We start from the raw sequence: 20,177 nt of genomic DNA on the forward strand, positions 1-20,177 counted from the left end.
CGATTTCGTCTGTCGCCCCGCAGTCTCCGGGATTACGGAAGTTCGAGGAGAAAGCCCCGCTCTTCAGGGCGAGGATGAATCCGACAACAGGGCGACAACCGCCGGTATTAAGCGATCGTGTTTAGTTAAGCGTGAAAAGTGAGGCGGGAGAATTTCTTGCTGGTCTATGGCAGAAATCACCCGCCTCAGTGGTCATAGAGAGTGGATTGATTTGGATTTTGTGGAGCGCGAGCGGACACCCGAGTGGATAATGGCGCAGGGTATTCAATGGCATATTGCGGGGCTGTCGCTGTCGAATACCGCTGATTTACTCGAAGATCTGGGTGTCCAACGCAGTCGGAAAGCGATCCACGATTGGGTACAAAAAGCCGATCTACAGCCAGAATCAGGTCGATCGCCGAATCAGATCGCGCTTGACGAGACAGTGATTCGAATCAACGACCAGCAATTCTGGCTGTATGCCGCCGCAGATCCCGCCACAAACGACCTGCTTCACGTTCGCCTCTTCTCGACAACGACGACTGCCCTCACCGAAATCTTCCTGCGCGAACTCCAGCAAAAACACGATGTCGAAACCGCCGAATTTCTCGTCGATGGCGCGCAACATCTCCAAACTGCGCTTCAACGAGCTGGCCTCCGATTTCAGATGTGTCGCGCTGGAAATCGGAATGCTGTCGAACGGATTTTCCGAGAACTGAAGCGCCGAACCTCGTCGTTTTCGAACTGCTTCAGCCACGTCGAACCCGACACAGCCGAATCGTGGCTCCAAGCCTTCGCCTGCTGGCACAATGCTCCAAACTAAACACGATCTATTAAGCTCCCTGACAGCGTATGTCGCGGTAAGCACAACGGGCAAAAACTGGCGGTTGGATTGGGGTCCGCCCGGACGACGAAGGCCATCACACCGTTCCCGAGAGGGCGTCTCCGAGGCTGTGGTGACACGGCAAGCAAAAAGCGACCCTCGCCCGCTTGTGCCTGCCCACCGTGGCACGAAGGGCAGGCAGGCCGATGGCACGGCCCGTGCCCGGACGCGGGGCAACCTGCGACCGGGAGCATCCCCGCCGTCTTTCCGAGGCGAACGGGATGCACGGTGCAAGCGGATACCGCGTCCGAATGGACGCCGAACACGCCACACCCCTCGCGGGGCCGACGCATCGCGCACGAACCCGGTATCGCCTCGCCGGACCCCATTCGGCAGGCGAGAAGTTGCCAGCGGGGACACGGGGTCGGCCCGCTGTCCCGCGTTGGAATCCTCGCGCTTCAGCGCGGGGAGGATGTCAATCCTGTACGTCGAAATCGGCGATCTCCTTGCCTTCGCGGACGAGACCGTTGCAGACGTAGAATTTCTCCAAACGATCCAGTCGGTCCCAGTCCAGTCCGTCCGGTGGCGACTCCTCGAAGGCCCGGAACTGCTCGAAGACGCCGTCGTGGACGAACCGTGCGAACTCGCCACAGCGGTCGCAGGTCCGCTCCAGATGGGACACGTCGAAGGTGCGCGTGACCGTCCCGTCGAGACACTCGACACATCGGTAGGCCTGCTCGGTCATGTTCGTCGCTACGACTGCACCACGGTTGATACTGCCGGCTGTACCTTCGTGAAGATCTTCGCCACCCGGGGTGGCGAAATCGTTCACAGATGTACAGCCGGTAGTATGAGACCTCCGTTACCAGTCGTAGTCCTCGTGGACTGCCCGGCCCGCCTCGTGACACACTGGGCCGGTCACCTCGGTGATCCCGTCCAGAATCGCGCCCGACCGGACCGTTGACTCGCCGCCGGTCAGGGCGGCAATCTCGTCGCCGCCGACGCTGTAGACGATGCGAGCAAGCCCAGCGTTGCGCAGCCCACCGGCACACATCGGACACGGCTCCGTGCTCGTGTACATCACCGTCTCGGCGCGCTCGTTCGGATCGAGTTCGCGGACGGCCCACAGCGCCAGATCCAGTTCCGGGTGTCGGCGGATGTCGTCCTCGGTGACGATCCGGTTCGACGCCTCGGCGACGATCTCGTCGTTGCGGACCAGCACCGTCCCGAAGGGTTCGTCGCCCCGATCGGCCGCCTCGCGGGCCAGTTCGATCGCGCGCTGGACGTGTCGCTCGTCGTCGAACGCGTCGAGGTCGGTCTCGGTCATACGTCCCGGTCGGGTGCGAGAGACAAAGAAGCCACCTCCACGACACACCTTTTTGAGCGAAGACGGGACCAGCGGGGACCATGCACACCTTCCGGGAGGTCGAGACGGCGGCGTACTGCCCGCGAAAGCTCTACTACCGGCGACGCGACGGGCCGCCGGACGTGCCCGCGGGCGTCGGCGACGTGCGGGAACTGGCCTTCGAGTACGACGAACTCCGTTCGACCGACGCCGCCCTGCTCGCCGCGCCCATCGACGTGTCGCCGGGGACCTATCGCGAACGACTCGGTCGACTCGCCCGTCGGTTCGAGTACTGGGACGCGCTGGTCGAGCCACCACAGCGGGACGTGCTTCTGACCGGCCGGGAGTGTCGCGGGATTGCCCACAAAGTGCTGGAGGACCCGCTCCTCCCCGTGCTCGTCTTCGCCGGTGACCCGCCCGACGAGGGCGTCTGGGAACCCCAGACCGTTCGCCTCGTCGCAGCCGCGAAGGCCCTCTCGTGGGAGCGCGAGACGCCCGTCGAGCGCGCCGTCGCGGAGTACCCCGCCCACGGTGTCGTCCGCGAGATCGACCTGACGACGCGTCGGAAAGCCGCCTACAGGACGGCCGTCCGGGTCGCAGACACCGTCGACGGCCCGCCGTCACGGATCGATTCGGACGCGAAGTGTTCGCCCTGCGAGTACCGCGAGGACTGCGGGACGCGGACCCGATCGCTGGCGAGTATGCTCGGGGACTGATCGCCGCTGGCGCGGTCAGTGCTCGGCCAGCCACGCGCGGATCGCGTCACCCTCGGCACCCTCGCGGACGATCTCACCGGCGCTGACATCGACGACGGTCGACTCGGTGCCGGCCGTCCGCCCGCCGTCGAGGACCACGGCGACGGCGTCGCGGACCGATTCGCCGATCTCGTCGACTTCGAGTGCGCTTGGCTCGCCGCTGACGTTGGCACTCGTCGACGTTATCGGGCCGGCCCGTTCGGCCAGTTCGAGCGACCGCTCGTGATCTGGCACCCGGACACCGACGCGATCTTTCCCTGCGGTCAGCACGTCGGGGACCATCTCCCGGCGCGCCACCAGCACCGTCACCGGTCCCGGCAGAAATTCACGCATGAAGGCCAGTTCGCGCTCGGACGGCTCTGTATAGTCGAGCGCGGCGTCGACGCTCGGAACGGCCAGCGAGACGGGCTTCGAGCGGTCCCGACCTTTCACGTCGAAGACGCGCTCGACGGCGTCGGGATCGAGGGCGTCCGCTGCCAGCCCGTAGACGGTCTCGGTCGGGTAGATCACCAGCTTCCCGTCGTCGATGGCGGCGGCCGCGCGGTCGAGGTCGCTCATGGCTGTCGGTCCGTGGCTGGACGAAAAAAGCGTCCCGGTCTACTGGATCGCCGCCTCGACGGCGTCGTAGTCGGGGAAGTCGGGCCACTGCTTGGCGACCCACGCGTACTCGATCGTCCGCTCGTCGTCGAGGACGAAGACGGCCGGGCGTGGCTCGGAGACGCCGGCCATCCCGTCCAGGTCGTGAGCGATGCCGTAGCGCTCGGCGACGCCGTTCGCGGGGTCAGAATACAGCGCGTAGTCGTCGCCCAGCTCGCGCTCGTCGATCAGTCGCTTGTGGGCGTAGGGCGTCGAGATCGACACGCCGACGACGGTCGCGTTCGCGTGCCACTCTCGCTTTCGGACCTCCTTCCAAGTGTAGGTCGCGGGGAAGGCCCCGTCCATCGGGTGAAAGAGGAGGACGGTGGGATCGTCGTCGCGGGCGACCAGATCGGAGAGGGCCACGTCCGACCAGGACTCGTCGGTGACGAGCGGCCGGGTGAAATCTGGGGCCTGCTCGCCTTCCTCGGGATGGTCGGCCGGGCCGAGGTCGACGACGTCGAAATCGAGGTCCATCAGGCCGCCCCTCCCTCACCGTCGCCGTAGGTCCGATCGAGGTAGTCGACGATGTTGGCGCTTTCAGACATCGTGACGCCGTGGGTCTCGTCGACGATGGCCGGGACGGTCCGCTTGCCCGTGAGTCGCTTGACGGCGTCCCGTTCGGAGTGGCGTGGTTCGACGAAGCGGGATTCGTAGTCGAGGTCGTACTCGTGGAGCCGACGGACGACCCGCTCGCAGAACGGACAGGCCTGTAGTCGATAGAGGACGATGTCGGTGTCGCTCATACAGCCACCCATTGGGCCGAGTTGCGGGTAAGCCCTTCGGGGGATTCGAGCGACGAGCGTTTGGTTGGCCTTATGATAACGCTTAATTCGACCCCCCTGCAAACCAGTACGTTGATGGCCCTTGATCCGCCTGTTCGAGCCGAGTCGCTGCCAGTCTCGCCGCTACAGGTCGATATTTACGGGATCGTCGAACTTTCGGACGCCGCCTTCACTGCCATCGGCGTTCTCATCATCCTGGTGTTGATCGCTCTCTCGGCTTTTTTCTCCTCCTCCGAGATTGCCATGTTCTCGCTACCGGCCCACCGCGTCGAGGCGCTGCTCGAAGACGGTGTGCCCGGTTCGCGGACGCTGAAAGAACTCAAGGGCGACCCCCACCGACTGCTCGTGACGATCCTCGTGGGTAACAACCTCGTCAACATCGCGATGTCCTCGATCGCGACGGGGTTGTTCGGTATCTACCTCTCGCAGGGGCAGGCAGTCGTCGCAGCCACGTTCGGAATCACCGCCATCGTCCTGCTCTTTGGCGAGAGCGCGCCCAAGAGCTACGCCGTCGAGAACACCGAGTCGTGGGCGTTGCGGATCGCTCGCCCGCTGAAATTCTCCGAGAAGGTGCTGATCCCGCTGATCGTCCTCTTTGACTACCTGACCCGGATCGTCAACAAAGTCACCGGCGGGCGGTCGGCAATCGAGACCTCCTACGTCACCCGCGAGGAGATTCAGGACATCATCGAGACGGGCGAGCGCGAGGGCGTGCTGGACGAGGAGGAACGCGAGATGCTCCAGCGCACCCTCCGGTTCAACAACACCATCGCCAAGGAGGTGATGACGCCCCGCCTCGATATGGACGCCATCTCGAAGGACTCGACCGTCGAGGAGGCGATCCAGGAGTGTATCCAGAGCGGCCACGCCAGGATTCCGGTCTACGAGGGGAGTCTGGACAACGTCATCGGCGTTGCCCACCTCCGGGATCTGGTGCGAGACCGCGATTACAGCGGTGACCGAAACGTCAATCTCGCCGACGTGATCGAACCGACGCTGCACGTTCCCGAGTCCAAGAACGTCGACGATCTGCTGACCGAGATGCGCAAGGAACGACTCCACATGGTCATCGTCATCGACGAGTTCGGGACCACCGAGGGACTCGTCACGATGGAGGACCTCACCGAGGAGATCGTCGGCGAGATTCTCGAAGGCGAGGAAGAAGAGCCGATCGAGTTCGTCGGCGACGGTGAGGTCGTCGTCAAAGGCGAGGTCAACATCGAGGAGGTCAACGAGGCACTCGAAGTCGAACTCCCCGAAGGCGAGGAGTTCGAGACCATCGCTGGCTTCATCTTCAACCGCGCGGGTCGACTCGTCGAAGAGGGCGAACGCATCGAGTTCGACTCCGTCGAGATCCTCGTCGAGCAGGTCGAGAACACCCGGATCATGAAAGCCCGCCTCCACCGCATCGAGACGGACGACGACGGCGAGAGCGACGACGACGTGCAAGAAGAAGCGACGACCGAGTGACTCCCACTCTTTCTTTCGGTTCTTGCAATCCTCGATGACGTACTTTTGGAATCTGTCGATATTCTCCAAACTGTTCCACGTATATTAGGTGTGTTAATTGGATTCAGGACACTCGAACAAAGATATTTGTGTGGCTGTGACGATCGATCAGTCGTCATGTCCGCCGACAGCTTCGACGACGCCGGCCCAGACCCGTTCGACCCAGCACCGATCTACACGAGTACGCGCGTGTCTCCTGTCGCTGAGGAAAGCCAGTCCAGCGACGATCCGGTCGTCCCGTGGACCCGGACGCCAGAATAGGCGTGTCTCTCGACGCTTCCTGGGTTAGACGAGCGTGACCACCGCGAAGCCGCCGTAGCCCAGTCCGAGCGCGAGCGCCAGCGACGCGATCCACGCCGCGACGGTCTTGCCGATCTTCTCGCCGCTGACCGCGCTCCCGCCGGCGACCGCCCCGCTGCCGATGATCGAAAAGACGATGATCTCGTTGAACGAGACGGGCAAGCCAAAGAACACGGCCGACTGTGCGATGAGGAAGGCCGGAATCAGCGCGGCGATCGACCGGCGTGGACCCAGCGACGAGTAGTCCTGTGCCAGCGCCTTGATCATCCGCGGCGCGCCGGTCCAGGAGCCGGCCAGCAGGCCAATCCCGCCACCCAGCAGGACGACGACGAGTGGCACTGCGACGGTGTCGAGCAGCGGGAGCAGCGGCCCGATCGCCAGCCCGACCTGACTGCCGCCCGCAGAGAAGGCCACGAGACCGCCCATCACCAGCAGGAAGCGCCGCTGGGCGCGTTCGCCGTGTTCGCGTACGTCGTACCAGACTGCCGTTGCGACGATCACCCCGAGGACGAGCGAGGCGACGACGCGGCCGGACAGTCCCGTCGCCGTAGCCCGCGCGACGGCCGCCGACAGCGCGCCGGCACCACCGTCCGGGCCGAGTCCGGTGAACTCGACGTTCGAGAGCAACAGACCGACCACCCCTGCCAGCCCGGCGATCGAGACGCGTTCGGGGACGCCCTCGGCCCGCAGCAGGCGCGCCGTCGCGTAGGCGATCGAACTGCCAACGAACGGGACGGCGACCCAGAGGGCGACGATCTCGCGGTACTTCGGCCACGCTGGCTGGCCCCCCATCGCCAGCCCGACGCCGACGACCGCGCCGGTGACGGTAAACGCCGTCGCGATGGGGTAGCCCGTGAAGATGCCGGCGGCCACGAGGAGGGCTGCGGTGATGAGCGCGACCGTCGCCGCGATCGCCGAGAGACCGCCGCCGTCGGGGAAGACGATCAGCCCGCTTCCGATCGTACCGGTGACGTTCGCCCCTTGCAATACGGCGCCGAGCAAACCGAGGATGCCAACGAAAAAGCCAGCGCGCATCACCGAGATGGCGTTGGCTCCGACCGCCGGCGCGAACGGCGTCGATCCCGACGATCCCGCACCGATCGTCCACGCCATAAACAGGCTCGCGCCAGCGGCGACCACGAGCGTCGCGAGGGTACTCACACCGACCATTCTGTCACCGGGTTTCGGTGGCTGGCGTATGAGACTGTCGGCTGGTGTCTCTCACTCGACGACGTACATGTTCGACGAGTGGTCGTAGTTGCTGGTGTCCTTGTGGAGTGCCCACATACTGAGGTTCCCGACACCCTTGTCCTGGGCGTACTGGGCGACTTCGTCGGAGTCGCTTGGCTCCCACTCGGACTCGGCGACGTTGGGCAGGAAGCCCAGTTTCGCCCAGACCTCCGAGGTCGATTTGTTCGGGTAGATGTTGTTCTCCATCCAGGTGACGGTCTTCTCACAGGCCGTCTTGACACGAGCGGGCGTCGTGTCCCGGTCTGACCAGTCCATCGTCATGATGTTGAGATATCGCAGTTCGACACCGGCCGTGTTGACCGCGTGCTTCGTCCACGTGCGGCCCTTCGCGTGACCGGTGTCCTCGATGCCGTTGGTCTCGGTCGCCGGGACGGTAAAGGAGACCGTCACCTCGGGATGGTCGGACTGGAGTTTCGCGAGTGCGTTGTTGCGCATCTTGTACACCTGCGTGTCCCGACAGCTGGCGTTCTCGTCGTCGATGTCGATGTGGGTCACGCCCAGCGTATCGAGGATTCGCCAGTACTCGTCGGCCAGATCCGTGTAGTCGTAGCTCGAACCGGTGAACGCTTCCGCGATGACGGGGTCTTCCCAGCCACCCACGGAGAGAGACACCTCGATGCCGTTGTCTTTGAGCTTCTGAATCTCGGTGTCGTAGTACGACGCGTCGCGCTGATTGTCACAGCCGCCACAGCCACAGCCCACGACCCAGCCGCCGTCGACGTTGCTGTCCCCATCACCGAGGAATGCGATCGCCACGCGGTCCGTACTGGCTTCGAGCGTGGTGTTGTCCAAGCCGTTCGAGTCCCAGGTCGCCGTGTATGGCGTGAACATCGTGTCCGTGCTGCTGCTCTCGGACTCGGCGGCGCTCGTCGAGGACGAGGTCGTGTTGCTATTGGAGTCGGTGACGGTGATGTCGACGGTGTAGCTGTTGCCCGACCCGTCGTCGCCGGCCGCGACCAGCCGCGTCGTTCCGGTCGCGTCGCTCCCACTGACTGAGATCGAAGCGGAGTCTTCGCTCTCGCTGTCGGTGTCGTCGTTTAGCGAGAGGTCGACGGAACTGAGATCGCCGTCGCTGTCGCCCACGCCCCAGGACACGTCGAACTCGGCGTCGCCGTCGCTGGTCTCGACCTCGCTGGCCGACAGTGAATCGACCGTTGGCGAACTCTCGCTCTCGGACTCGGCGGCGCTCGTCGAGGACGAGGTCGTGTTGCTGTTCGAGTCGGTGACGGTGATGTCGACGGTGTAGCTGTTGCCCGATCCGTCGTCGCCGGCCGCCACGAGCCGCGTCGTTCCGGTCGCGTCACTGCCGCTGACGCTCACCGAAGCAGTGTCCTCTGACGAGCCGTCGCTGTCGTCGGTCAGCGACAGGTCCACCGACGAGAGGTCGCCGTCGCTGTCGCCCACGTCCCAGGACACGTCGAACTCGGCGTCACCGTCGCTGGTCTCGACCTCGCTGGCCGACAGCGAATCGACCGTCGGTGCGGAGCCGCTGGAGCCGCCACAGTCGCCGTCGTGTGACCAGTATGCACTGCTTCGGGACGGCTCTGCGTTCAGCGAATTCAGGTCTGCGACCCACCGACTTTCGATACCGTCGCTGTCGGGATGCTGGACCGTATCGCCCGCGGTGTAACTCACGTCGTTTTGCCAGTCACTTACGTCGCTGCAGTCCACTGCGGCCGCTGTGCCCGTCAGTGCGACACTGGCTGCCGACGCCGCCGACAGCCGTTTCAGGAACTCCCTGCGTGACTTCTCCATGCTCACTGGCCTCCCGCAGTCTGGCGCGTCGGTTCGGTCGTGCTCGCTCGATACGTCTCTGCCGGTCGTCCGTTGCTGTCGCTCACAGCGGACGCTTGTTCCCCGTACATAGTTTCTCACCGTTGTGCGTGTGGTCCCCGCCGACCTGAACTCACACTGTGGTTCGTCCATCCCATGCCGTTGCGGACCACGTTTCACGTAATGCGGATATTATAATTTATAATCATGGGTGACTTTCACAGTCACGATTCGATAATAATTGCCCCACCTAAGAGGAAAAAATACGGACACCTCCGCATATTTGAAGCTACGAATGCCCGGCTAAAAGCGCGTGTCTGCGCCAAGAACTGCAATTGGGTCCACCACTCGTCGAGACCAGCAAGTCGACCGTTTTCGAACCGGTCACGTCGCCGTTCCGGCGTTCTCAGTATCGAAATCTCGGCCTTCGAGGGTGGCGATGCTAACCGTCTGTCGTTCCGGGTCGTCTCCCGACCGACCCTCGCTTTCGCATCCTACCGACGCAAACCCGAAATTTCGCTCGCCGTTGCTCGCTCAGTTCGCTTTCGCATCCTACCGACGCAAACCCGAAATTTCGCTCGCCGTTGCTCGCTCAGTTCGTCTTTGCGTCGGTCTCCTCGTCGCCAAGCTCTTCGTCACTCATCTCCAGCCCTTCCGCTGCGGCGGCGGTGTCGACCTCCTTCTCGGTGTTGACGTGCCAGCGGTCGACCGACTGTTCGAAGTCCGCGAGCCGGTTCGAGACGCGCTCTTTGAGGTCGTCGTCGTTGACGTTGATCTCGAAGATGTACTCCGGGCGGTCGTCGCCGTTGACGCGCTGGAGGTTCGCGCTGACGAGGGCGTTGTCGAAGTAGTACGGTGCGATCTGTGTCATGACGTTCTTGTAGACGGTGTCTTCGACCGTCCTGAGCGCTTTTCGACTGGCCGAGTCCGCAGCGCGGGCGACGTAGTCTAAGCTCTCGCCCCACGACTCGACGGCCTCGTCGGGTTCGTCGATCTGTTCGTAGGAGTCGGCGAGTTTCTCGCCGGCCGTTCGGAGGTCGTCGTCGGGGTCCTTGCCGGCCTGTTCGCCCTTGCCTTCGTCGACGCGGGCCTGCTCGGCCGTCTTCTCGTTGACGTCGTCGTCGAGGCGTTCGTGGCTCTTCGGTCGCCACTCGTCGAACTCTTCGAGGACCTCGTCGTCGACCAATTCGTCGATACTCTCGTCGGCCGCCAGTTCGCGCAGCGCCTGGACGATCCGCTCGCCGTGCTCGACGACGTCGACCCAGCCACCGCGGCGCTTGAATCCTGAGACACTCTCTTCTATGTTTTCCATGGTCGGTGAGAAAGGGTGGGACGCTCGGTACGTTGCGTCGCCATCTGTGTTGACAGGTCTTATCGCTACGACACCATAAGCTTTCGTCGGACGCGTGGTACCGATCCACATCGTTGCACGCTGCTCGCTCCGCCCTGCTGTCGCCGCGTCCGACGCTCACACCGGCAATCGTCGTTCAGTGGCCCACACTGACTGGCATCGCCGGGCCGTCCGTTCACTCGCGCCGTGACGACGCGACGGCCCCGTGATCGACGGAGATGGTCTTGCGCTGTGAGAGTTCCTCGATGGCAGCGTGGCCGCCGACCCGGCCGTGCCCGCTTTGCTTGCCCGAGAAGCCGCCGAAGGGCGTGTGGATCTCCCAGTGGGAACTGGCGGCGTTGACGTTGACGACGCCGGTCTCGATGCGCTCTGCGACCTCGTTCGCCAGCGCGAGGTCGCTCGTGAACACACTCGCGGCCAGTCCGAGGTCGATGCCGTTCGCGATCTCCAGGGCGTGCTCGTAGTCGCTGATCCGGTACAGCGGGACGATGGGACCGAACGACTCCTCGCGGTCGACGACCATCTCGGTCGTGGCCTCGCCCAGGACCGTCGGTTCGTAGTACCGATCCGTCGGGAAGCCGCGGGCGCGCTCGCCGCCGGTGTGCAGTGTCGCCCCGCGTTCGACGGCGTCGCCGACGTGGCGGTCCATCTTCGCGGCCACGGTCTCGTTGTTCAGCGGTCCCATGTCGGTGTCCTCGTCGAGTGGGTCGCCGACTGTGACGGCTTCGGCCCGTTCGAGTACGCCGTCCCTGACGCGCTCGTAGATGTCCGCGTGGACCAGCACGCGCTCGCTGGCCGAGCAGATCTGGCCGGCGTTGCCGAAGGCCCCGGCGACGATGCAGTCGACGGCGGTCTCGATGTCGGCGTCGGCCAGCACGATCACCGGCCCGTTGCCCCCCAGTTCCAGCAGCGTCGGCTTGGTGCCGGCGTCGCGGGCGATGGCTGTGCCCGTCTCGGGACTCCCGGTGAAGCCGATGGCATCGGTGCCGTCGGCGACGACGAGTTCGTTGCCCACGACCGGTCCCTCACCGGTCACGAGGTTCAGCGCGCCGTCGGGGAGAGAATCGACCTGTGAGACGACCGAGACCAGTCCCACGGCGATGGCCGACGTGGTGGGCGCGGGGGTCCAGACGACGGTGTTGCCCACGGCCAGCCCCGGGGCGATGTACTCCGCGGGGATGTTCGCCGGGAAGTTCCACGGCGTAATCGTTCCCAGCACGCCGTGGGGCTGGCGAATCGTTCGGACGCGTTTGTCCGGGTCTGCCGAGGGGAGCACGTCGGTGCGGTCGTGACGGACGCCCTCGGCGGCGTGCTCGAACTCTCTGGCCGTGAGTTCGATCTCGACCTCGGCTTCGGCGATCGGCTTTCCCTGATCGCGGGTCAGCAGTTCGGCCAGCGCGTCGGCCTCACGACGGATCGCGTCAGCGATCGATCGACAGATCGCTGCCCGCTCGAACGGTGTCTTCCCGGCCCACTCGTCGGTCGCGTCGTTCGCCGACGCGATGGCGCGCCGGGCGTCCGCTCGATTGCCGCTGGGGAGCCGCGTGATCGTCTCCCCACTCGCCGGCTCGACGGCTGCGAACGTCTCGCCGGCCTCACTCGCTCCGAATTCGCCGTCGACGAACAGTCCGCGCGCGTCGGCCGGCAGGAGGTGGTTCATAGTCGACCTACGTCCCCGCTCGTCGTAAACATCGGGTTGCCGATTGCCCCCAATCTTGCTGGCGAATGATAGACACTCGTTCGACCGGTAGCTGTAATATTCCTGACCGCTGTTCGCTCATCCGAGCTTATCGCCCGGTACTGCTGAACTGTTCACGATTCGGGTCGTATAACGAAATGGTTCCCCGCGGCACAGCCGCTCGTATGGACGATTCCACAAGACGACGATTCGTCAGGACGACAGCACTCGTAAGTATCGGCGCGCTCGCGGGCTGTGGCGGTGAAGGCGGCGGCGCTGAAGCACCTAACGAGACCAACGAGACCGGCGAGGAGGACGGCGAGGCGGCAGGTGACGAGGCAGAGACGACCGAGGAGTTGTCGTTCGGAGACCCACGCGCGTAGTGTCGGCGTCCCGCGCGTCGGGTCGCTGTGACGCCGCACGCGGCCGGGTGGGCGCGACCAACGCTTAAGCAACGTCCGCCCTTCGCTCCCCGCATGACCATCGAGGACCGCGGCAAGGCACAGCTCGTAACGCACGCACTCGCGCGCGACGAACTGTCTCGACTCCGTGACGTCGAGACCGAACAGGTCGACTTTCGCAAGGGTCTGGTCCGTCTCGGGCGGATCTGTGGGTACGAGATCATCGACGGCCGCATGGAGACCGAGTACGTCGCCATCCAGACCCCGCTGACCGACACGATGGGCGAGCGCGTCAAAGGACTGGAGGACGTGGTGATCGTCAACGTCCTCCGGGCCGCGACACCCTTCGTCGAGGGCCTCCTGAAGGCGTTCCCGCAGGCCCGTCAGGGCGTCATCTCGGCGAGTCGCGACGAGGACGCCGGGATGACCGACGACGGGTCGTTCCCCATCTCCATCGACTACGTGAAACTCCCGGAGATCACGCCCAGCGACACCGTCATCGTCGCCGATCCGATGCTGGCGACGGGATCGACGATGGAAGCCGTTCTCGACGAGATTCTCTCGAACAACCCTGGCCCCGAGCAGTTGCTCGTCCTCTCGGCGGTCGCCGCACCGGCGGGCCTCGTTCGACTCAACGAGGCGGTCCCGGAGGCCGACCTGCTGACCGTCGCCGTCGACGACGAACTCGACGAGGACGGCTACATCGTGCCCGGACTGGGTGACGCCGGTGACCGAGCGTTCCGGACGACCGAATCGTGAGCGTTCCGACCGAATCGCTCGAAGCCGGGCTTGACTATGCGAGCGGACACGTCGACCGCGAGGGGACGGTCGCGGCCGTCGACGTGGGCCGGGACCACATCCACGACGAGCCGCTGCTGATCACGACCTGGGACGGCGATACGTGGGGACCTGCTGGTCCATTCGTGCAATCCGTCTACGAACCGGAACACATCGCTCGCACCTACACGCCCGAAGAGAACGTTCGTGTGACGTTCCTCGACGAGCCAGTCGACGACTCCATCGAGACCGTCGGCGACTGGCGGGGGGCGTCGTTCGTCGTCGACCGGTCGCTCCGCGCGCAACTCCGAGAGACAGCCGAGTGGTACGTCCCGGACGACGAGGCGGTCGAGCAACTCATGGTGTTGCTCGCATGACGGTCCCCGACGGCTCCCTACGATCGGGACTGGACTACGTCACCGCGTACCTCGATCACGAGGGCACCGTCACCCTCGTCGATGTGGGCCGGGATCACATCCACGACGCGCCGTTGCTGGTCACGACCTGGGACGCCGAGACAGCCCCGGAAGACGGGCCGTTCGTCCACGCAGTGTTCGGTCCCGAACACATGGCCCGGCGGTACACGCCCGAGGAGAACGTTCGGGTGACGTACCTCCACGAGCCGACACCGACGCCCGACGCGTCGCTTGGCGACTGGAAGGGCGTCGAGTTCGTCGTCGACCGGTCGCTCCGTACCCGACTTCGGGAGACCGTCGAGTGGTACGACCACGACGACGCGGGCGTCGACCGAGTCCCGGAGGTGCTGGCATGACGGTCCCGAGCGACTCGCTTCGCGGTGGTCTCGACTACATTACCGGTCACGTCGAGCAGTCGGGAACGGTCACCGCCATCGATGTGGGCCGGGACCACATCCACGACGACCCGCTCCTGATCACGACCTACGACGCCGACACGTACCCCGAGGACGGCCCCTTCGCCGATCAGGTCTTCTCCTACCGATACCTGGCACACGACTTCTCGCCCGAGGAGAACATCCGGGTCATGTACGTCCACGAACCGAGTCCCGACCCCGATGCGTCCATCGGCGAGTGGAGCGGCGTCGACTTCGTCGTCGACCGGTCGCTTCGCGAACAGTTCCGTACACGCACAGCGTGGTACGATCACGACGACGCTGCCGTCGACCGACTCCGAACCCTGCTCGGCAGTTCGGGCCGCGCACTCGACACCTAATCGGCTGTGCCGCTCTCGCAACGCCTAAGTGGCGCGCCCGTTCACGAAGGAACACCACGCAGTCTTTTCGACGATCCACGAACCCCTTCGCTTCGGGTGGAAATATGCCGCACGTGGACGTGATGCTATCTCCACCCGAAGGGTTTCGTTCCTCTCGAAACAGTCCACGTGCCTCCGAATCTAGTCGGTTGACGAACCGTCGATGTTCGCCCGGCCGCTGGTCGCGCTGGCGATGCGCTCGCGGAGCGCGGCGGCCTCGGCGACGGGGACGCGTACGTCGAAGCTGACCCGTTCTTCGTAAGTCGCGTCGAACTCGACGCCGGCGCTCTCGACGATGCCCCGGACGGTGCCCGAGTCGTCGTACGCGACCGTGATCCCGAACTGTTCGTGTGGGCGTTCGGTGACGACGCCGGCGTCGTCGACGGCGTCTTTGACGGCTCGGGAGTACGATCGTGCGAGTCCGCCGACACCGAGGTTCGTCCCGCCGTAGTACCGCGTGACGACGGCGACGACGTTCTCGATATTGCGCTGCTTTAGGACGTTCAGGGCTGGCTTACCGGCGCTCCCGCTGGGTTCGGCGTCGTCGCTGGCGTATTCGCGCAGTGGGTCGGCCCGCACGCGGTAGGCCGGGACGTTGTGGGTCGCGTCGGCGTACTCTGTGCGTACTGCGTCGACGAACGACTCCGCGTCCGCCACGGTGTGGGCCGGCCGGACGTGGCCGATGAACTCGGAGCCCTGCACTTCGAAGGCCGCTTCACCTCGGCCCGCGACGGTGTCGTACGCCTCCTCTGTCACACGACGATTTCGCCCGGGGTCGGAATAGGAGTTGTCTTTCTCGCCACGTCCATCTGGTCACTCCCGGCGTCCCCAGATCCGCTTTTCGGGGATTCGGACCGTCATGCCGTCTTCGACTCGAATCTGGCAGGAGAGGCGCGGATAGCCAAAGCGGTCGGCCAGTCGGTCGTGCCAGTGGTCGGCGTCGGGCGGCGTTTCGAGTCGAACGCCACAGGTCGCACACAGCCCGCGGCCGCCGCAGTTAGTGACTGCGAGGCGGCTGTGGGGAGATAGTCCGGCGTCCAGCAGCACGTCTCGGAGGACTGCCCCTGCTTTGCAGTCGAGTTCGTGGGTCGCGCCGTCGGGCGTCTCGACGGTGATCGTCGCCGTCACCGTTGGCCCTCCCTCTGTCGGTCAGGTCGACCACGGAGGACGAGCACGAACGGCAACAGCGAGATGCACGCCTGAGAGGCGATACGCCCGGCCACGAACGTGATCCGCTCGGTGTCGACCGCGCGCAGGAACCGCCCGACATCGCGATAGCGACTCATCGTCCGTCGTTTGGCGACCAGCGGCAAAAAGCTACACGCGCTGGCTGTGCGTGTCCCCAAACTCGGCGTCGCCGTACTTCAGCCCGTAGCCGAACAGTCGGTCGAAGCCGATGTGGGCCACCCAGATCAGCCCGACGGCGACGGCGAGTCCTGTCGCGGTGTACCAGCCGACCGCGAGCAGGAGCGCCGGCCCGACGTAGGTGTGAGCAGCGTTGTAGGTCCGCGCCCCCCAGGCCGAATCGACGAGATAGCCGGCCATCGAGAGGTCCGGTGCGAGCGCAAGCACGGCCAACAGCACGAGCGAGCCGCCATCGAGTACATACAGCGCCACTGCGGCCAGCGCGACGACGAGTCCTTCCACTCGGAGGAGTAGCTGTGGATACATACCAATAGATGGACCCGCGTGGCGATAACCGTGGCGAGACCGCTACTGCAACTCGATCCGGTGGACTGGGGGGAGGTCTTTGATCTCGTTGATCAGGTCGCCGGGGAACGCCTCGTCGGTGATGACATAGAGGCGCGGGTCGTCGGTGAACTCCGGGTCCTCGGAGATGACCTGCCGGATCGTGATGTCGTGGTCGGCGATGAGCCGGGTCACGTCGGCGACGATGCCGCTCTCCTCTGCGTTCCGTACGGCGACGGTCAGCACCGTCAGGTCCAGCACCGGGGCCAGATCCATCAGGCTGGGGATCGCCGAGATGTTCTTGAAGATGCGGGTGAGCTGTTCGTCGTCGAGGATCGCGCTCGTCGTTGCGTCGACGACGCGGCGGTCGACCCCGACCTCGCGGGCGATGCCGGTGTTTGGAATCTCGATCCCACCGGAGACGACCCGACCCTCGTCGTTGACGGAGAAGCCCCGTTCGAGCAGCAGGCGGATCACCTGCTGTTGGCCGGGCGAGTCCGAGAATTTCTCCATAATCTCGTCGAACATACCACTGGGTGTGTGGGCGGTCCCGTTAGGGTTACTGGTCTTCCCCGTTGCCACCGCTCGTTCCCCCGCTGGCGGCCGTCGCTCCTGTCATGGCCGACGTGACTGGCGACGCGGTCGTCGAGAACGTGCTGCTCGAACGCACCCGTGTCAAGGAGATGATGGTGCCTTCCGAGGTCGCGACCCTCTTCGTCATGGGGCTGTTCCAAGTCCAGTAAACACCTCGACGGCGACGACATGACCCACGAGGGCCGCACGTGCCTGCCGTACTAGTCGTCGAGATACGGTTTCTCGATCCCGGTGTCCCCACCGACGAGCGTGTTGATGTGGCGCGTGAGGAAATCGAAGACGACCACGAGCGGGTACAGCACCCGCTCGACGATCGAGAGCGGGCCAGCGACGGTGAGCGCCCACTGTCTGGCGTGGCCCAGTCCGTAGGACTTCGGGACGATCTCACCGAACACCAGCACCACGAAACTGGCCAGTACGGTCGCCGCGGTGGCGGCCGTGCCGGCGGCGACCACGTCGGTCAGCAACACGGTCGTGATGCTGGCAATAGCCATGTTGACGACGTTGTTGCCGACCAGAATCGTCACGAGGAGCCGATGTGGGTCCGACGTGAGTTCCTGCAGCGTCGCGGATCGACGGTCGTCGTCGGTGGCTCCGTCGCTGGCCCACTCGTCGGGCAGCGTGAAGATGGCGCTCTCGCTACTGGAGAAGAAGGCGCTCAGTCCGACGAGACCGACGATGGCGACCAGACCCGCGACGGGAAACGAGATCGAATCCATACCGGGCGGTCGACCGGCGACGGGAAAGAACCCCCCGGACTCCGCGCAGTCACCGCTCGAACGTACGACGCCGCGCCGTCGCTCACACGGACTGGTGTCGTCTCTTCCCGGTGGTCACCGGAACGGATCGACGATCATCGGGATACAGCGACAAGGGTCCGTATCAGTCTTCGCCCGTCGCCGGTGGCGCGGTCTCGTGGACGACCCGGGTGCGCGACGAGATGCCCCGAAGCGCCAGCACGAGGCCCGCGCCCGCGACGATGACCACGCCAGCGCCGCCGAACGCGATCGTAAACCCCAGACGCGTCGCGACGGCGCCACCGAGTATACTGCCGATCCCACCCGCGAGCGCCGACAGCGCCGCGTAGACGCCCAGTGCCTCCCCCCGGAGATCCGCGGGAGCGACCCGTGTCACGATCGTGCCCGCCGTGACGGCGATGACGGCCCAGGAGACCCCGATGGCGAGAAAGAGCGCGGCAGTGGCGACGGTCCCGACGAGCGTCGCCGCAAGCGCGGCCCCGACGACCGCGACCAGCGGCATCGCGACCGCCCGCACGCCGAGCGCACCCGTCTGGAGGATTCTGAGGTCGATCCGGCTGCTCAGCCGCCCGGCACCAGTGTAGAACGCGGCCGACCCGAGACTCGACAGGAGGTACAGGCCAAAGACCAGGTCCGAGGAGAAACCGCCGATGTCGCTCAGAAAGAGCGGGAGCGGCGCGAAGAAGGCGGAAAAACCCGTGAAAAAGAGAACGACCCCGAGGAAGTACGCCGCCAGCGTCGGCGTGAAGCGATCGGCCAGCCGCCTGGGGTGGACGTTCAACGTCGTCCAGTAGAGCCGGTTCGGATTGAACGCGAACGTCGCGCCCCGCACACCCCGGCGGCCGGTCGAGAGCAGGTGAGCGACCCGTCGAGGATTGACTCGATCGAGCTGACGTTTCTCGGGGGCCGGCATCCACCGGGCGAGCAGCAGGGCTGCGACGGCCGCTGCGACCCCACAGGCGACGAACAGCGACTGCTGGGTCAGCGTCGGCGAGACGAACCGGCCGACGGTGACCGACCAGACGATGCCCAGCAGCAGGCCGGCCGCCCAGCCGTAGCCCTGATACTTGTTGAGCAGCGCGATCTCGCGGTTCCACTCGCGCTCGGGCACGTCGGCGACGACCAGCAACGTCAGCACCGGCCCGGCGGCCGCGAACACGAGCCACAGCAGCGCGTTGACGACGATCAGGATCGGGATCGATGACACCAGCGGGACCGCGCCGAGGAGGACGCCGACGCCGACGAGGCTGAAGAGAATCACGGCTCGGGGATTCGACGTTCTATCGGCGAGTCGCCCCCACAGGATCGCGCCGGGCGCGCCGATGAACGCGGCGACTGCGCCGAGCAGACCGAGTTCGAACGGATCGCCGCCGAGTTGGACGACGTACAGCGGGACCAGCAGCGACGCCGCGCCGGCGGCGATCGACCCCAGTCCCCACGCGAAGAGCCAGCGATGCTTGTTCATAGCCGTCGCTCGGTCGTCTCTGCAATAGTCGTGGTGGTCGAATTCGGACGCGACTCGTCGGCTCTACAGCTCGCCTTTCGTACTCGCCACGTCCGAGCGCCGTTCGTCGATCCGGGTGGCGTCGTCGAGCGCTCGCGCGAGTCCTTTGAACATGGCTTCGATCTCGTGGTGGGCGTTCTCGCCCGTGACTTCGACGTGCAGCGTCAGGCCGGCGTTGGTCGCAAGCGACCGACAGAAGTGTTTCGCCATGTGACTGGTCATGCCGCCGACGCGGCCCTGCGAGAACTCGCCGTCGAACGCGAAGTAGGGGCGGCCGGACACGTCGACGACGACGCCAGCGACGGCCTCGTCCAGCGGCACTTTTCGGTCGGCAAAGCGCACGATACCGCGCTTCTCGCCCAGCGCCTCGGTGACGGCCTCGCCAAGCGTGATCGCCACGTCCTCTACGGTGTGGTGGTCGTCGATCTCCAGGTCGCCGTCACAGTGGACGGTCAGGTCGAACAGGCCATGGGTCGCAAAGGAGTCGAGCATGTGATCGAAGAAGCCGACGCCGGTGTCGACCGTCGACTCCCCGTCCCCATCGATGTCGAGGGTCACCTCGATGTCGGTTTCGGCCGTCTCGCGCGTGACGGCTGCGGTGCGGTCGGTCATACTCGAACTCATTCGCGCCGGCTATTTGGCCGTTGTGACTGTTCTCGGTCGAATCAGCGCAACTCTCTTGCCGAACGCCGTGACCGGTCGCGACAGAATCCGGCCGAGCGAGCGAATCGTCTTCGATGCGACGCCCGTCAGACGGCTGTCTGCCGGGTGTTTATGGCCGATATTCGACGACCTACGGTATGGTCGACACGAAAATTCAGGCGGTCGCGATGATGGTCATGCTCGCGGGCTTCCTCCTCTTTAACACGATGGAGACGGCCATCGTCGGCGCGCTACTGGTCGCCGGCGGGGCCTACGCGATGATCCTCCCGAAGTTCGTCCAGCCGGAGGGACCGGCGACGCGGTCCTCGCGGTAGGACTGGCTGTGTGAGTGATGCCACTTCACGAAAGAACTTTTTTATCGGGGTGATTTATCACA

28 protein-coding genes are annotated in these 20,177 nt (G+C 65.1%); 11 read left to right on the top strand and 17 right to left on the bottom strand.

The features are described 5' to 3' along the window. Window positions 1-166: 166 nt before the first annotated feature. The gene (locus AC5FRW_RS04725; protein WP_493567274.1) at window positions 167-802 is read left to right on the top strand and encodes an IS6 family transposase; all 636 of its coding nucleotides are present in this window, start codon (window positions 167-169) and stop codon (window positions 800-802) included. A 475-nt stretch (window positions 803-1,277) separates the two neighbouring features. On the opposite strand, the gene AC5FRW_RS04730 is transcribed toward AC5FRW_RS04725, so the two are convergent. Both AC5FRW_RS04730 and AC5FRW_RS04735 read right to left on the bottom strand, forming a co-directional pair. Next, on the bottom strand, window positions 1,278-1,547 hold the full coding sequence (locus tag AC5FRW_RS04730; RefSeq protein WP_493567275.1) for a hypothetical protein: 270 nt from the start codon (window positions 1,545-1,547) through the stop codon (window positions 1,278-1,280). A gap of 117 nt (window positions 1,548-1,664) precedes the next feature. Continuing rightward, complete coding sequence (locus AC5FRW_RS04735; protein ID WP_493567276.1) at window positions 1,665-2,129, bottom strand: nucleoside deaminase; 465 nt, start codon at window positions 2,127-2,129, stop codon at window positions 1,665-1,667. An 80-nt stretch (window positions 2,130-2,209) separates the two neighbouring features. On the opposite strand from AC5FRW_RS04735, the gene AC5FRW_RS04740 reads away from it, so the two are divergent. Beyond that, window positions 2,210-2,863, top strand: coding sequence for a CRISPR-associated protein Cas4 (locus AC5FRW_RS04740; RefSeq protein WP_493567277.1), 654 nt, complete (start codon window positions 2,210-2,212; stop codon window positions 2,861-2,863). Window positions 2,864-2,878: 15 nt separating this feature from the next. Here the strand turns inward: AC5FRW_RS04740 and AC5FRW_RS04745 are convergent, their stop codons facing one another. From AC5FRW_RS04745 to AC5FRW_RS04755, 3 genes are read right to left on the bottom strand one after another with little or no spacing between them, the layout of a single operon-like run. Beyond that, complete coding sequence (locus AC5FRW_RS04745) at window positions 2,879-3,460, bottom strand: L-threonylcarbamoyladenylate synthase (protein ID WP_493567278.1); 582 nt, start codon at window positions 3,458-3,460, stop codon at window positions 2,879-2,881. Between the two features lie 39 nt (window positions 3,461-3,499). Further along, window positions 3,500-4,015, bottom strand: coding sequence for a redoxin domain-containing protein (locus tag AC5FRW_RS04750; protein ID WP_493567279.1), 516 nt, complete (start codon window positions 4,013-4,015; stop codon window positions 3,500-3,502). Continuing rightward, on the bottom strand, window positions 4,015-4,284 hold the full coding sequence (locus tag AC5FRW_RS04755; RefSeq protein ID WP_493567280.1) for a glutathione S-transferase N-terminal domain-containing protein: 270 nt from the start codon (window positions 4,282-4,284) through the stop codon (window positions 4,015-4,017). The genes AC5FRW_RS04750 and AC5FRW_RS04755 overlap by 1 nt, the downstream gene beginning before the upstream one ends. 114 nt (window positions 4,285-4,398) lie before the next feature. Here AC5FRW_RS04755 and AC5FRW_RS04760 point away from each other — a divergent pair, with 114 nt between their 5' ends. After that, window positions 4,399-5,793, top strand: coding sequence for a hemolysin family protein (locus tag AC5FRW_RS04760; RefSeq protein WP_493567281.1), 1,395 nt, complete (start codon window positions 4,399-4,401; stop codon window positions 5,791-5,793). A gap of 156 nt (window positions 5,794-5,949) precedes the next feature. Further along, entirely contained in the window at window positions 5,950-6,093 is a 144-nt protein-coding gene (locus tag AC5FRW_RS04765) for a hypothetical protein (protein WP_493567282.1), read from the top strand. Window positions 6,094-6,117: 24 nt separating this feature from the next. On the opposite strand, the gene AC5FRW_RS04770 is transcribed toward AC5FRW_RS04765, so the two are convergent. The 4 genes from AC5FRW_RS04770 to AC5FRW_RS04785 all read right to left on the bottom strand — a co-directional run bounded on the left by AC5FRW_RS04770 (window position 6,118) and on the right by AC5FRW_RS04785 (window position 12,167). Continuing rightward, window positions 6,118-7,302, bottom strand: coding sequence for an inorganic phosphate transporter (locus AC5FRW_RS04770; protein ID WP_493567283.1), 1,185 nt, complete (start codon window positions 7,300-7,302; stop codon window positions 6,118-6,120). Between the two features lie 51 nt (window positions 7,303-7,353). Beyond that, complete coding sequence (locus AC5FRW_RS04775; protein WP_493567284.1) at window positions 7,354-9,138, bottom strand: glycosyl hydrolase family 18 protein; 1,785 nt, start codon at window positions 9,136-9,138, stop codon at window positions 7,354-7,356. 610 nt (window positions 9,139-9,748) lie between these two features. Next, window positions 9,749-10,468 (bottom strand): DUF5828 family protein, encoded by a 720-nt coding sequence (locus AC5FRW_RS04780; protein ID WP_493567285.1) that lies wholly within the window; start codon window positions 10,466-10,468, stop codon window positions 9,749-9,751. A gap of 214 nt (window positions 10,469-10,682) precedes the next feature. Beyond that, complete coding sequence (locus AC5FRW_RS04785) at window positions 10,683-12,167, bottom strand: aldehyde dehydrogenase family protein (RefSeq protein WP_493567286.1); 1,485 nt, start codon at window positions 12,165-12,167, stop codon at window positions 10,683-10,685. Between the two features lie 203 nt (window positions 12,168-12,370). Between AC5FRW_RS04785 and AC5FRW_RS04790 the strand changes: the two genes are divergently transcribed. The 5 genes from AC5FRW_RS04790 (at window position 12,371) to AC5FRW_RS04810 (ending at window position 14,554) form a co-directional block, all read left to right on the top strand. After that, complete coding sequence (locus tag AC5FRW_RS04790) at window positions 12,371-12,568, top strand: copper-binding protein (protein ID WP_493567287.1); 198 nt, start codon at window positions 12,371-12,373, stop codon at window positions 12,566-12,568. Window positions 12,569-12,661: 93 nt separating this feature from the next. Next, a complete protein-coding gene (upp, locus tag AC5FRW_RS04795) occupies window positions 12,662-13,345 on the top strand; it encodes a uracil phosphoribosyltransferase (protein ID WP_493567288.1) in 684 nt (227 codons plus the stop codon). After that, on the top strand, window positions 13,342-13,740 hold the full coding sequence (locus tag AC5FRW_RS04800) for a hypothetical protein (protein ID WP_493567289.1): 399 nt from the start codon (window positions 13,342-13,344) through the stop codon (window positions 13,738-13,740). The genes upp and AC5FRW_RS04800 overlap by 4 nt, the downstream gene beginning before the upstream one ends. Further along, window positions 13,737-14,135, top strand: a complete 399-nt coding sequence (locus tag AC5FRW_RS04805; protein ID WP_493567290.1) for a hypothetical protein — start codon at window positions 13,737-13,739, stop codon at window positions 14,133-14,135. Before AC5FRW_RS04800 ends, AC5FRW_RS04805 begins: the two co-directional genes overlap by 4 nt. Next, window positions 14,132-14,554, top strand: a complete 423-nt coding sequence (locus tag AC5FRW_RS04810) for a hypothetical protein (protein WP_493567291.1) — start codon at window positions 14,132-14,134, stop codon at window positions 14,552-14,554. Before AC5FRW_RS04805 ends, AC5FRW_RS04810 begins: the two co-directional genes overlap by 4 nt. Window positions 14,555-14,734: 180 nt before the next feature. On the opposite strand, the gene AC5FRW_RS04815 is transcribed toward AC5FRW_RS04810, so the two are convergent. The 5 genes from AC5FRW_RS04815 to trpY are packed head-to-tail and all read right to left on the bottom strand — an operon-like array spanning window position 14,735 to window position 16,810. Next, window positions 14,735-15,349 carry an IMPACT family protein gene (locus tag AC5FRW_RS04815; protein WP_493567292.1) on the bottom strand — a complete coding sequence of 205 codons (615 nt, stop codon included), beginning with the start codon at window positions 15,347-15,349 and terminating at the stop codon, window positions 14,735-14,737. Between the two features lie 57 nt (window positions 15,350-15,406). Next, the gene (locus AC5FRW_RS04820; RefSeq protein WP_493567293.1) at window positions 15,407-15,721 is read right to left on the bottom strand and encodes a 2Fe-2S iron-sulfur cluster-binding protein; all 315 of its coding nucleotides are present in this window, start codon (window positions 15,719-15,721) and stop codon (window positions 15,407-15,409) included. After that, window positions 15,718-15,879, bottom strand: a complete 162-nt coding sequence (locus tag AC5FRW_RS04825; RefSeq protein ID WP_493567294.1) for a hypothetical protein — start codon at window positions 15,877-15,879, stop codon at window positions 15,718-15,720. Before AC5FRW_RS04825 ends, AC5FRW_RS04820 begins: the two co-directional genes overlap by 4 nt. 31 nt (window positions 15,880-15,910) lie before the next feature. Then, window positions 15,911-16,264 (bottom strand): DUF4260 family protein, encoded by a 354-nt coding sequence (locus AC5FRW_RS04830; RefSeq protein ID WP_493567295.1) that lies wholly within the window; start codon window positions 16,262-16,264, stop codon window positions 15,911-15,913. Window positions 16,265-16,306: 42 nt separating this feature from the next. Next, window positions 16,307-16,810, bottom strand: coding sequence for a TrpY family transcription regulator (gene trpY / locus AC5FRW_RS04835; RefSeq protein ID WP_493567296.1), 504 nt, complete (start codon window positions 16,808-16,810; stop codon window positions 16,307-16,309). Between the two features lie 89 nt (window positions 16,811-16,899). Between trpY and AC5FRW_RS04840 the strand changes: the two genes are divergently transcribed. Beyond that, complete coding sequence (locus AC5FRW_RS04840; RefSeq protein WP_493567297.1) at window positions 16,900-17,025, top strand: hypothetical protein; 126 nt, start codon at window positions 16,900-16,902, stop codon at window positions 17,023-17,025. Window positions 17,026-17,076: 51 nt separating this feature from the next. Here AC5FRW_RS04840 and AC5FRW_RS04845 read toward each other — a convergent pair whose 3' ends face one another. The 3 genes from AC5FRW_RS04845 to hisB all read right to left on the bottom strand — a co-directional run bounded on the left by AC5FRW_RS04845 (window position 17,077) and on the right by hisB (window position 19,750). Continuing rightward, window positions 17,077-17,595: a CNNM domain-containing protein gene (locus AC5FRW_RS04845; protein ID WP_493567298.1), complete on the bottom strand. Its 519-nt coding sequence runs from the start codon at window positions 17,593-17,595 to the stop codon at window positions 17,077-17,079. A 163-nt stretch (window positions 17,596-17,758) separates the two neighbouring features. Next, window positions 17,759-19,099, bottom strand: coding sequence for an MFS transporter (locus AC5FRW_RS04850; RefSeq protein ID WP_493567299.1), 1,341 nt, complete (start codon window positions 19,097-19,099; stop codon window positions 17,759-17,761). A 63-nt stretch (window positions 19,100-19,162) separates the two neighbouring features. Then, window positions 19,163-19,750 (bottom strand): imidazoleglycerol-phosphate dehydratase HisB, encoded by a 588-nt coding sequence (hisB, locus tag AC5FRW_RS04855; protein ID WP_493567300.1) that lies wholly within the window; start codon window positions 19,748-19,750, stop codon window positions 19,163-19,165. A gap of 188 nt (window positions 19,751-19,938) precedes the next feature. Between hisB and AC5FRW_RS04860 the strand changes: the two genes are divergently transcribed. Next, window positions 19,939-20,115 (top strand): hypothetical protein, encoded by a 177-nt coding sequence (locus tag AC5FRW_RS04860; RefSeq protein ID WP_493567301.1) that lies wholly within the window; start codon window positions 19,939-19,941, stop codon window positions 20,113-20,115. Window positions 20,116-20,177: the final 62 nt, after the last annotated feature.

The sequence above is a fragment of the Halomicrobium sp. HArcht3-1 genome (assembly GCF_058933345.1).

Excerpts from the sequence above, each read along its gene's own strand:
- AC5FRW_RS04725 (WP_493567274.1), top strand. The coding sequence starts at position 167 with ATGGCAGAAATCACCCGCCTCAGTGGTCATAGAGAGTGGATTGATTTG.
- AC5FRW_RS04730 (WP_493567275.1), bottom strand. The coding sequence starts at position 1,547 with ATGACCGAGCAGGCCTACCGATGTGTCGAGTGTCTCGACGGGACGGTC.
- AC5FRW_RS04735 (WP_493567276.1), bottom strand. The coding sequence starts at position 2,129 with ATGACCGAGACCGACCTCGACGCGTTCGACGACGAGCGACACGTCCAG.
- AC5FRW_RS04740 (WP_493567277.1), top strand. The coding sequence starts at position 2,210 with ATGCACACCTTCCGGGAGGTCGAGACGGCGGCGTACTGCCCGCGAAAG.
- AC5FRW_RS04745 (WP_493567278.1), bottom strand. The coding sequence starts at position 3,460 with ATGAGCGACCTCGACCGCGCGGCCGCCGCCATCGACGACGGGAAGCTG.
- AC5FRW_RS04750 (WP_493567279.1), bottom strand. The coding sequence starts at position 4,015 with ATGGACCTCGATTTCGACGTCGTCGACCTCGGCCCGGCCGACCATCCC.
- AC5FRW_RS04755 (WP_493567280.1), bottom strand. The coding sequence starts at position 4,284 with ATGAGCGACACCGACATCGTCCTCTATCGACTACAGGCCTGTCCGTTC.
- AC5FRW_RS04760 (WP_493567281.1), top strand. The coding sequence starts at position 4,399 with ATGGCCCTTGATCCGCCTGTTCGAGCCGAGTCGCTGCCAGTCTCGCCG.
- AC5FRW_RS04765 (WP_493567282.1), top strand. The coding sequence starts at position 5,950 with ATGTCCGCCGACAGCTTCGACGACGCCGGCCCAGACCCGTTCGACCCA.
- AC5FRW_RS04770 (WP_493567283.1), bottom strand. The coding sequence starts at position 7,302 with ATGGTCGGTGTGAGTACCCTCGCGACGCTCGTGGTCGCCGCTGGCGCG.
- AC5FRW_RS04775 (WP_493567284.1), bottom strand. The coding sequence starts at position 9,138 with ATGGAGAAGTCACGCAGGGAGTTCCTGAAACGGCTGTCGGCGGCGTCG.
- AC5FRW_RS04780 (WP_493567285.1), bottom strand. The coding sequence starts at position 10,468 with ATGGAAAACATAGAAGAGAGTGTCTCAGGATTCAAGCGCCGCGGTGGC.
- AC5FRW_RS04785 (WP_493567286.1), bottom strand. The coding sequence starts at position 12,167 with ATGAACCACCTCCTGCCGGCCGACGCGCGCGGACTGTTCGTCGACGGC.
- AC5FRW_RS04790 (WP_493567287.1), top strand. The coding sequence starts at position 12,371 with ATGGACGATTCCACAAGACGACGATTCGTCAGGACGACAGCACTCGTA.
- upp (WP_493567288.1), top strand. The coding sequence starts at position 12,662 with ATGACCATCGAGGACCGCGGCAAGGCACAGCTCGTAACGCACGCACTC.
- AC5FRW_RS04805 (WP_493567290.1), top strand. The coding sequence starts at position 13,737 with ATGACGGTCCCCGACGGCTCCCTACGATCGGGACTGGACTACGTCACC.
- AC5FRW_RS04810 (WP_493567291.1), top strand. The coding sequence starts at position 14,132 with ATGACGGTCCCGAGCGACTCGCTTCGCGGTGGTCTCGACTACATTACC.
- AC5FRW_RS04825 (WP_493567294.1), bottom strand. The coding sequence starts at position 15,879 with ATGAGTCGCTATCGCGATGTCGGGCGGTTCCTGCGCGCGGTCGACACC.
- AC5FRW_RS04830 (WP_493567295.1), bottom strand. The coding sequence starts at position 16,264 with ATGTATCCACAGCTACTCCTCCGAGTGGAAGGACTCGTCGTCGCGCTG.
- trpY (WP_493567296.1), bottom strand. The coding sequence starts at position 16,810 with ATGTTCGACGAGATTATGGAGAAATTCTCGGACTCGCCCGGCCAACAG.
- AC5FRW_RS04840 (WP_493567297.1), top strand. The coding sequence starts at position 16,900 with ATGGCCGACGTGACTGGCGACGCGGTCGTCGAGAACGTGCTGCTCGAA.
- AC5FRW_RS04845 (WP_493567298.1), bottom strand. The coding sequence starts at position 17,595 with ATGGATTCGATCTCGTTTCCCGTCGCGGGTCTGGTCGCCATCGTCGGT.
- AC5FRW_RS04850 (WP_493567299.1), bottom strand. The coding sequence starts at position 19,099 with ATGAACAAGCATCGCTGGCTCTTCGCGTGGGGACTGGGGTCGATCGCC.
- hisB (WP_493567300.1), bottom strand. The coding sequence starts at position 19,750 with ATGACCGACCGCACCGCAGCCGTCACGCGCGAGACGGCCGAAACCGAC.
- AC5FRW_RS04860 (WP_493567301.1), top strand. The coding sequence starts at position 19,939 with ATGGTCGACACGAAAATTCAGGCGGTCGCGATGATGGTCATGCTCGCG.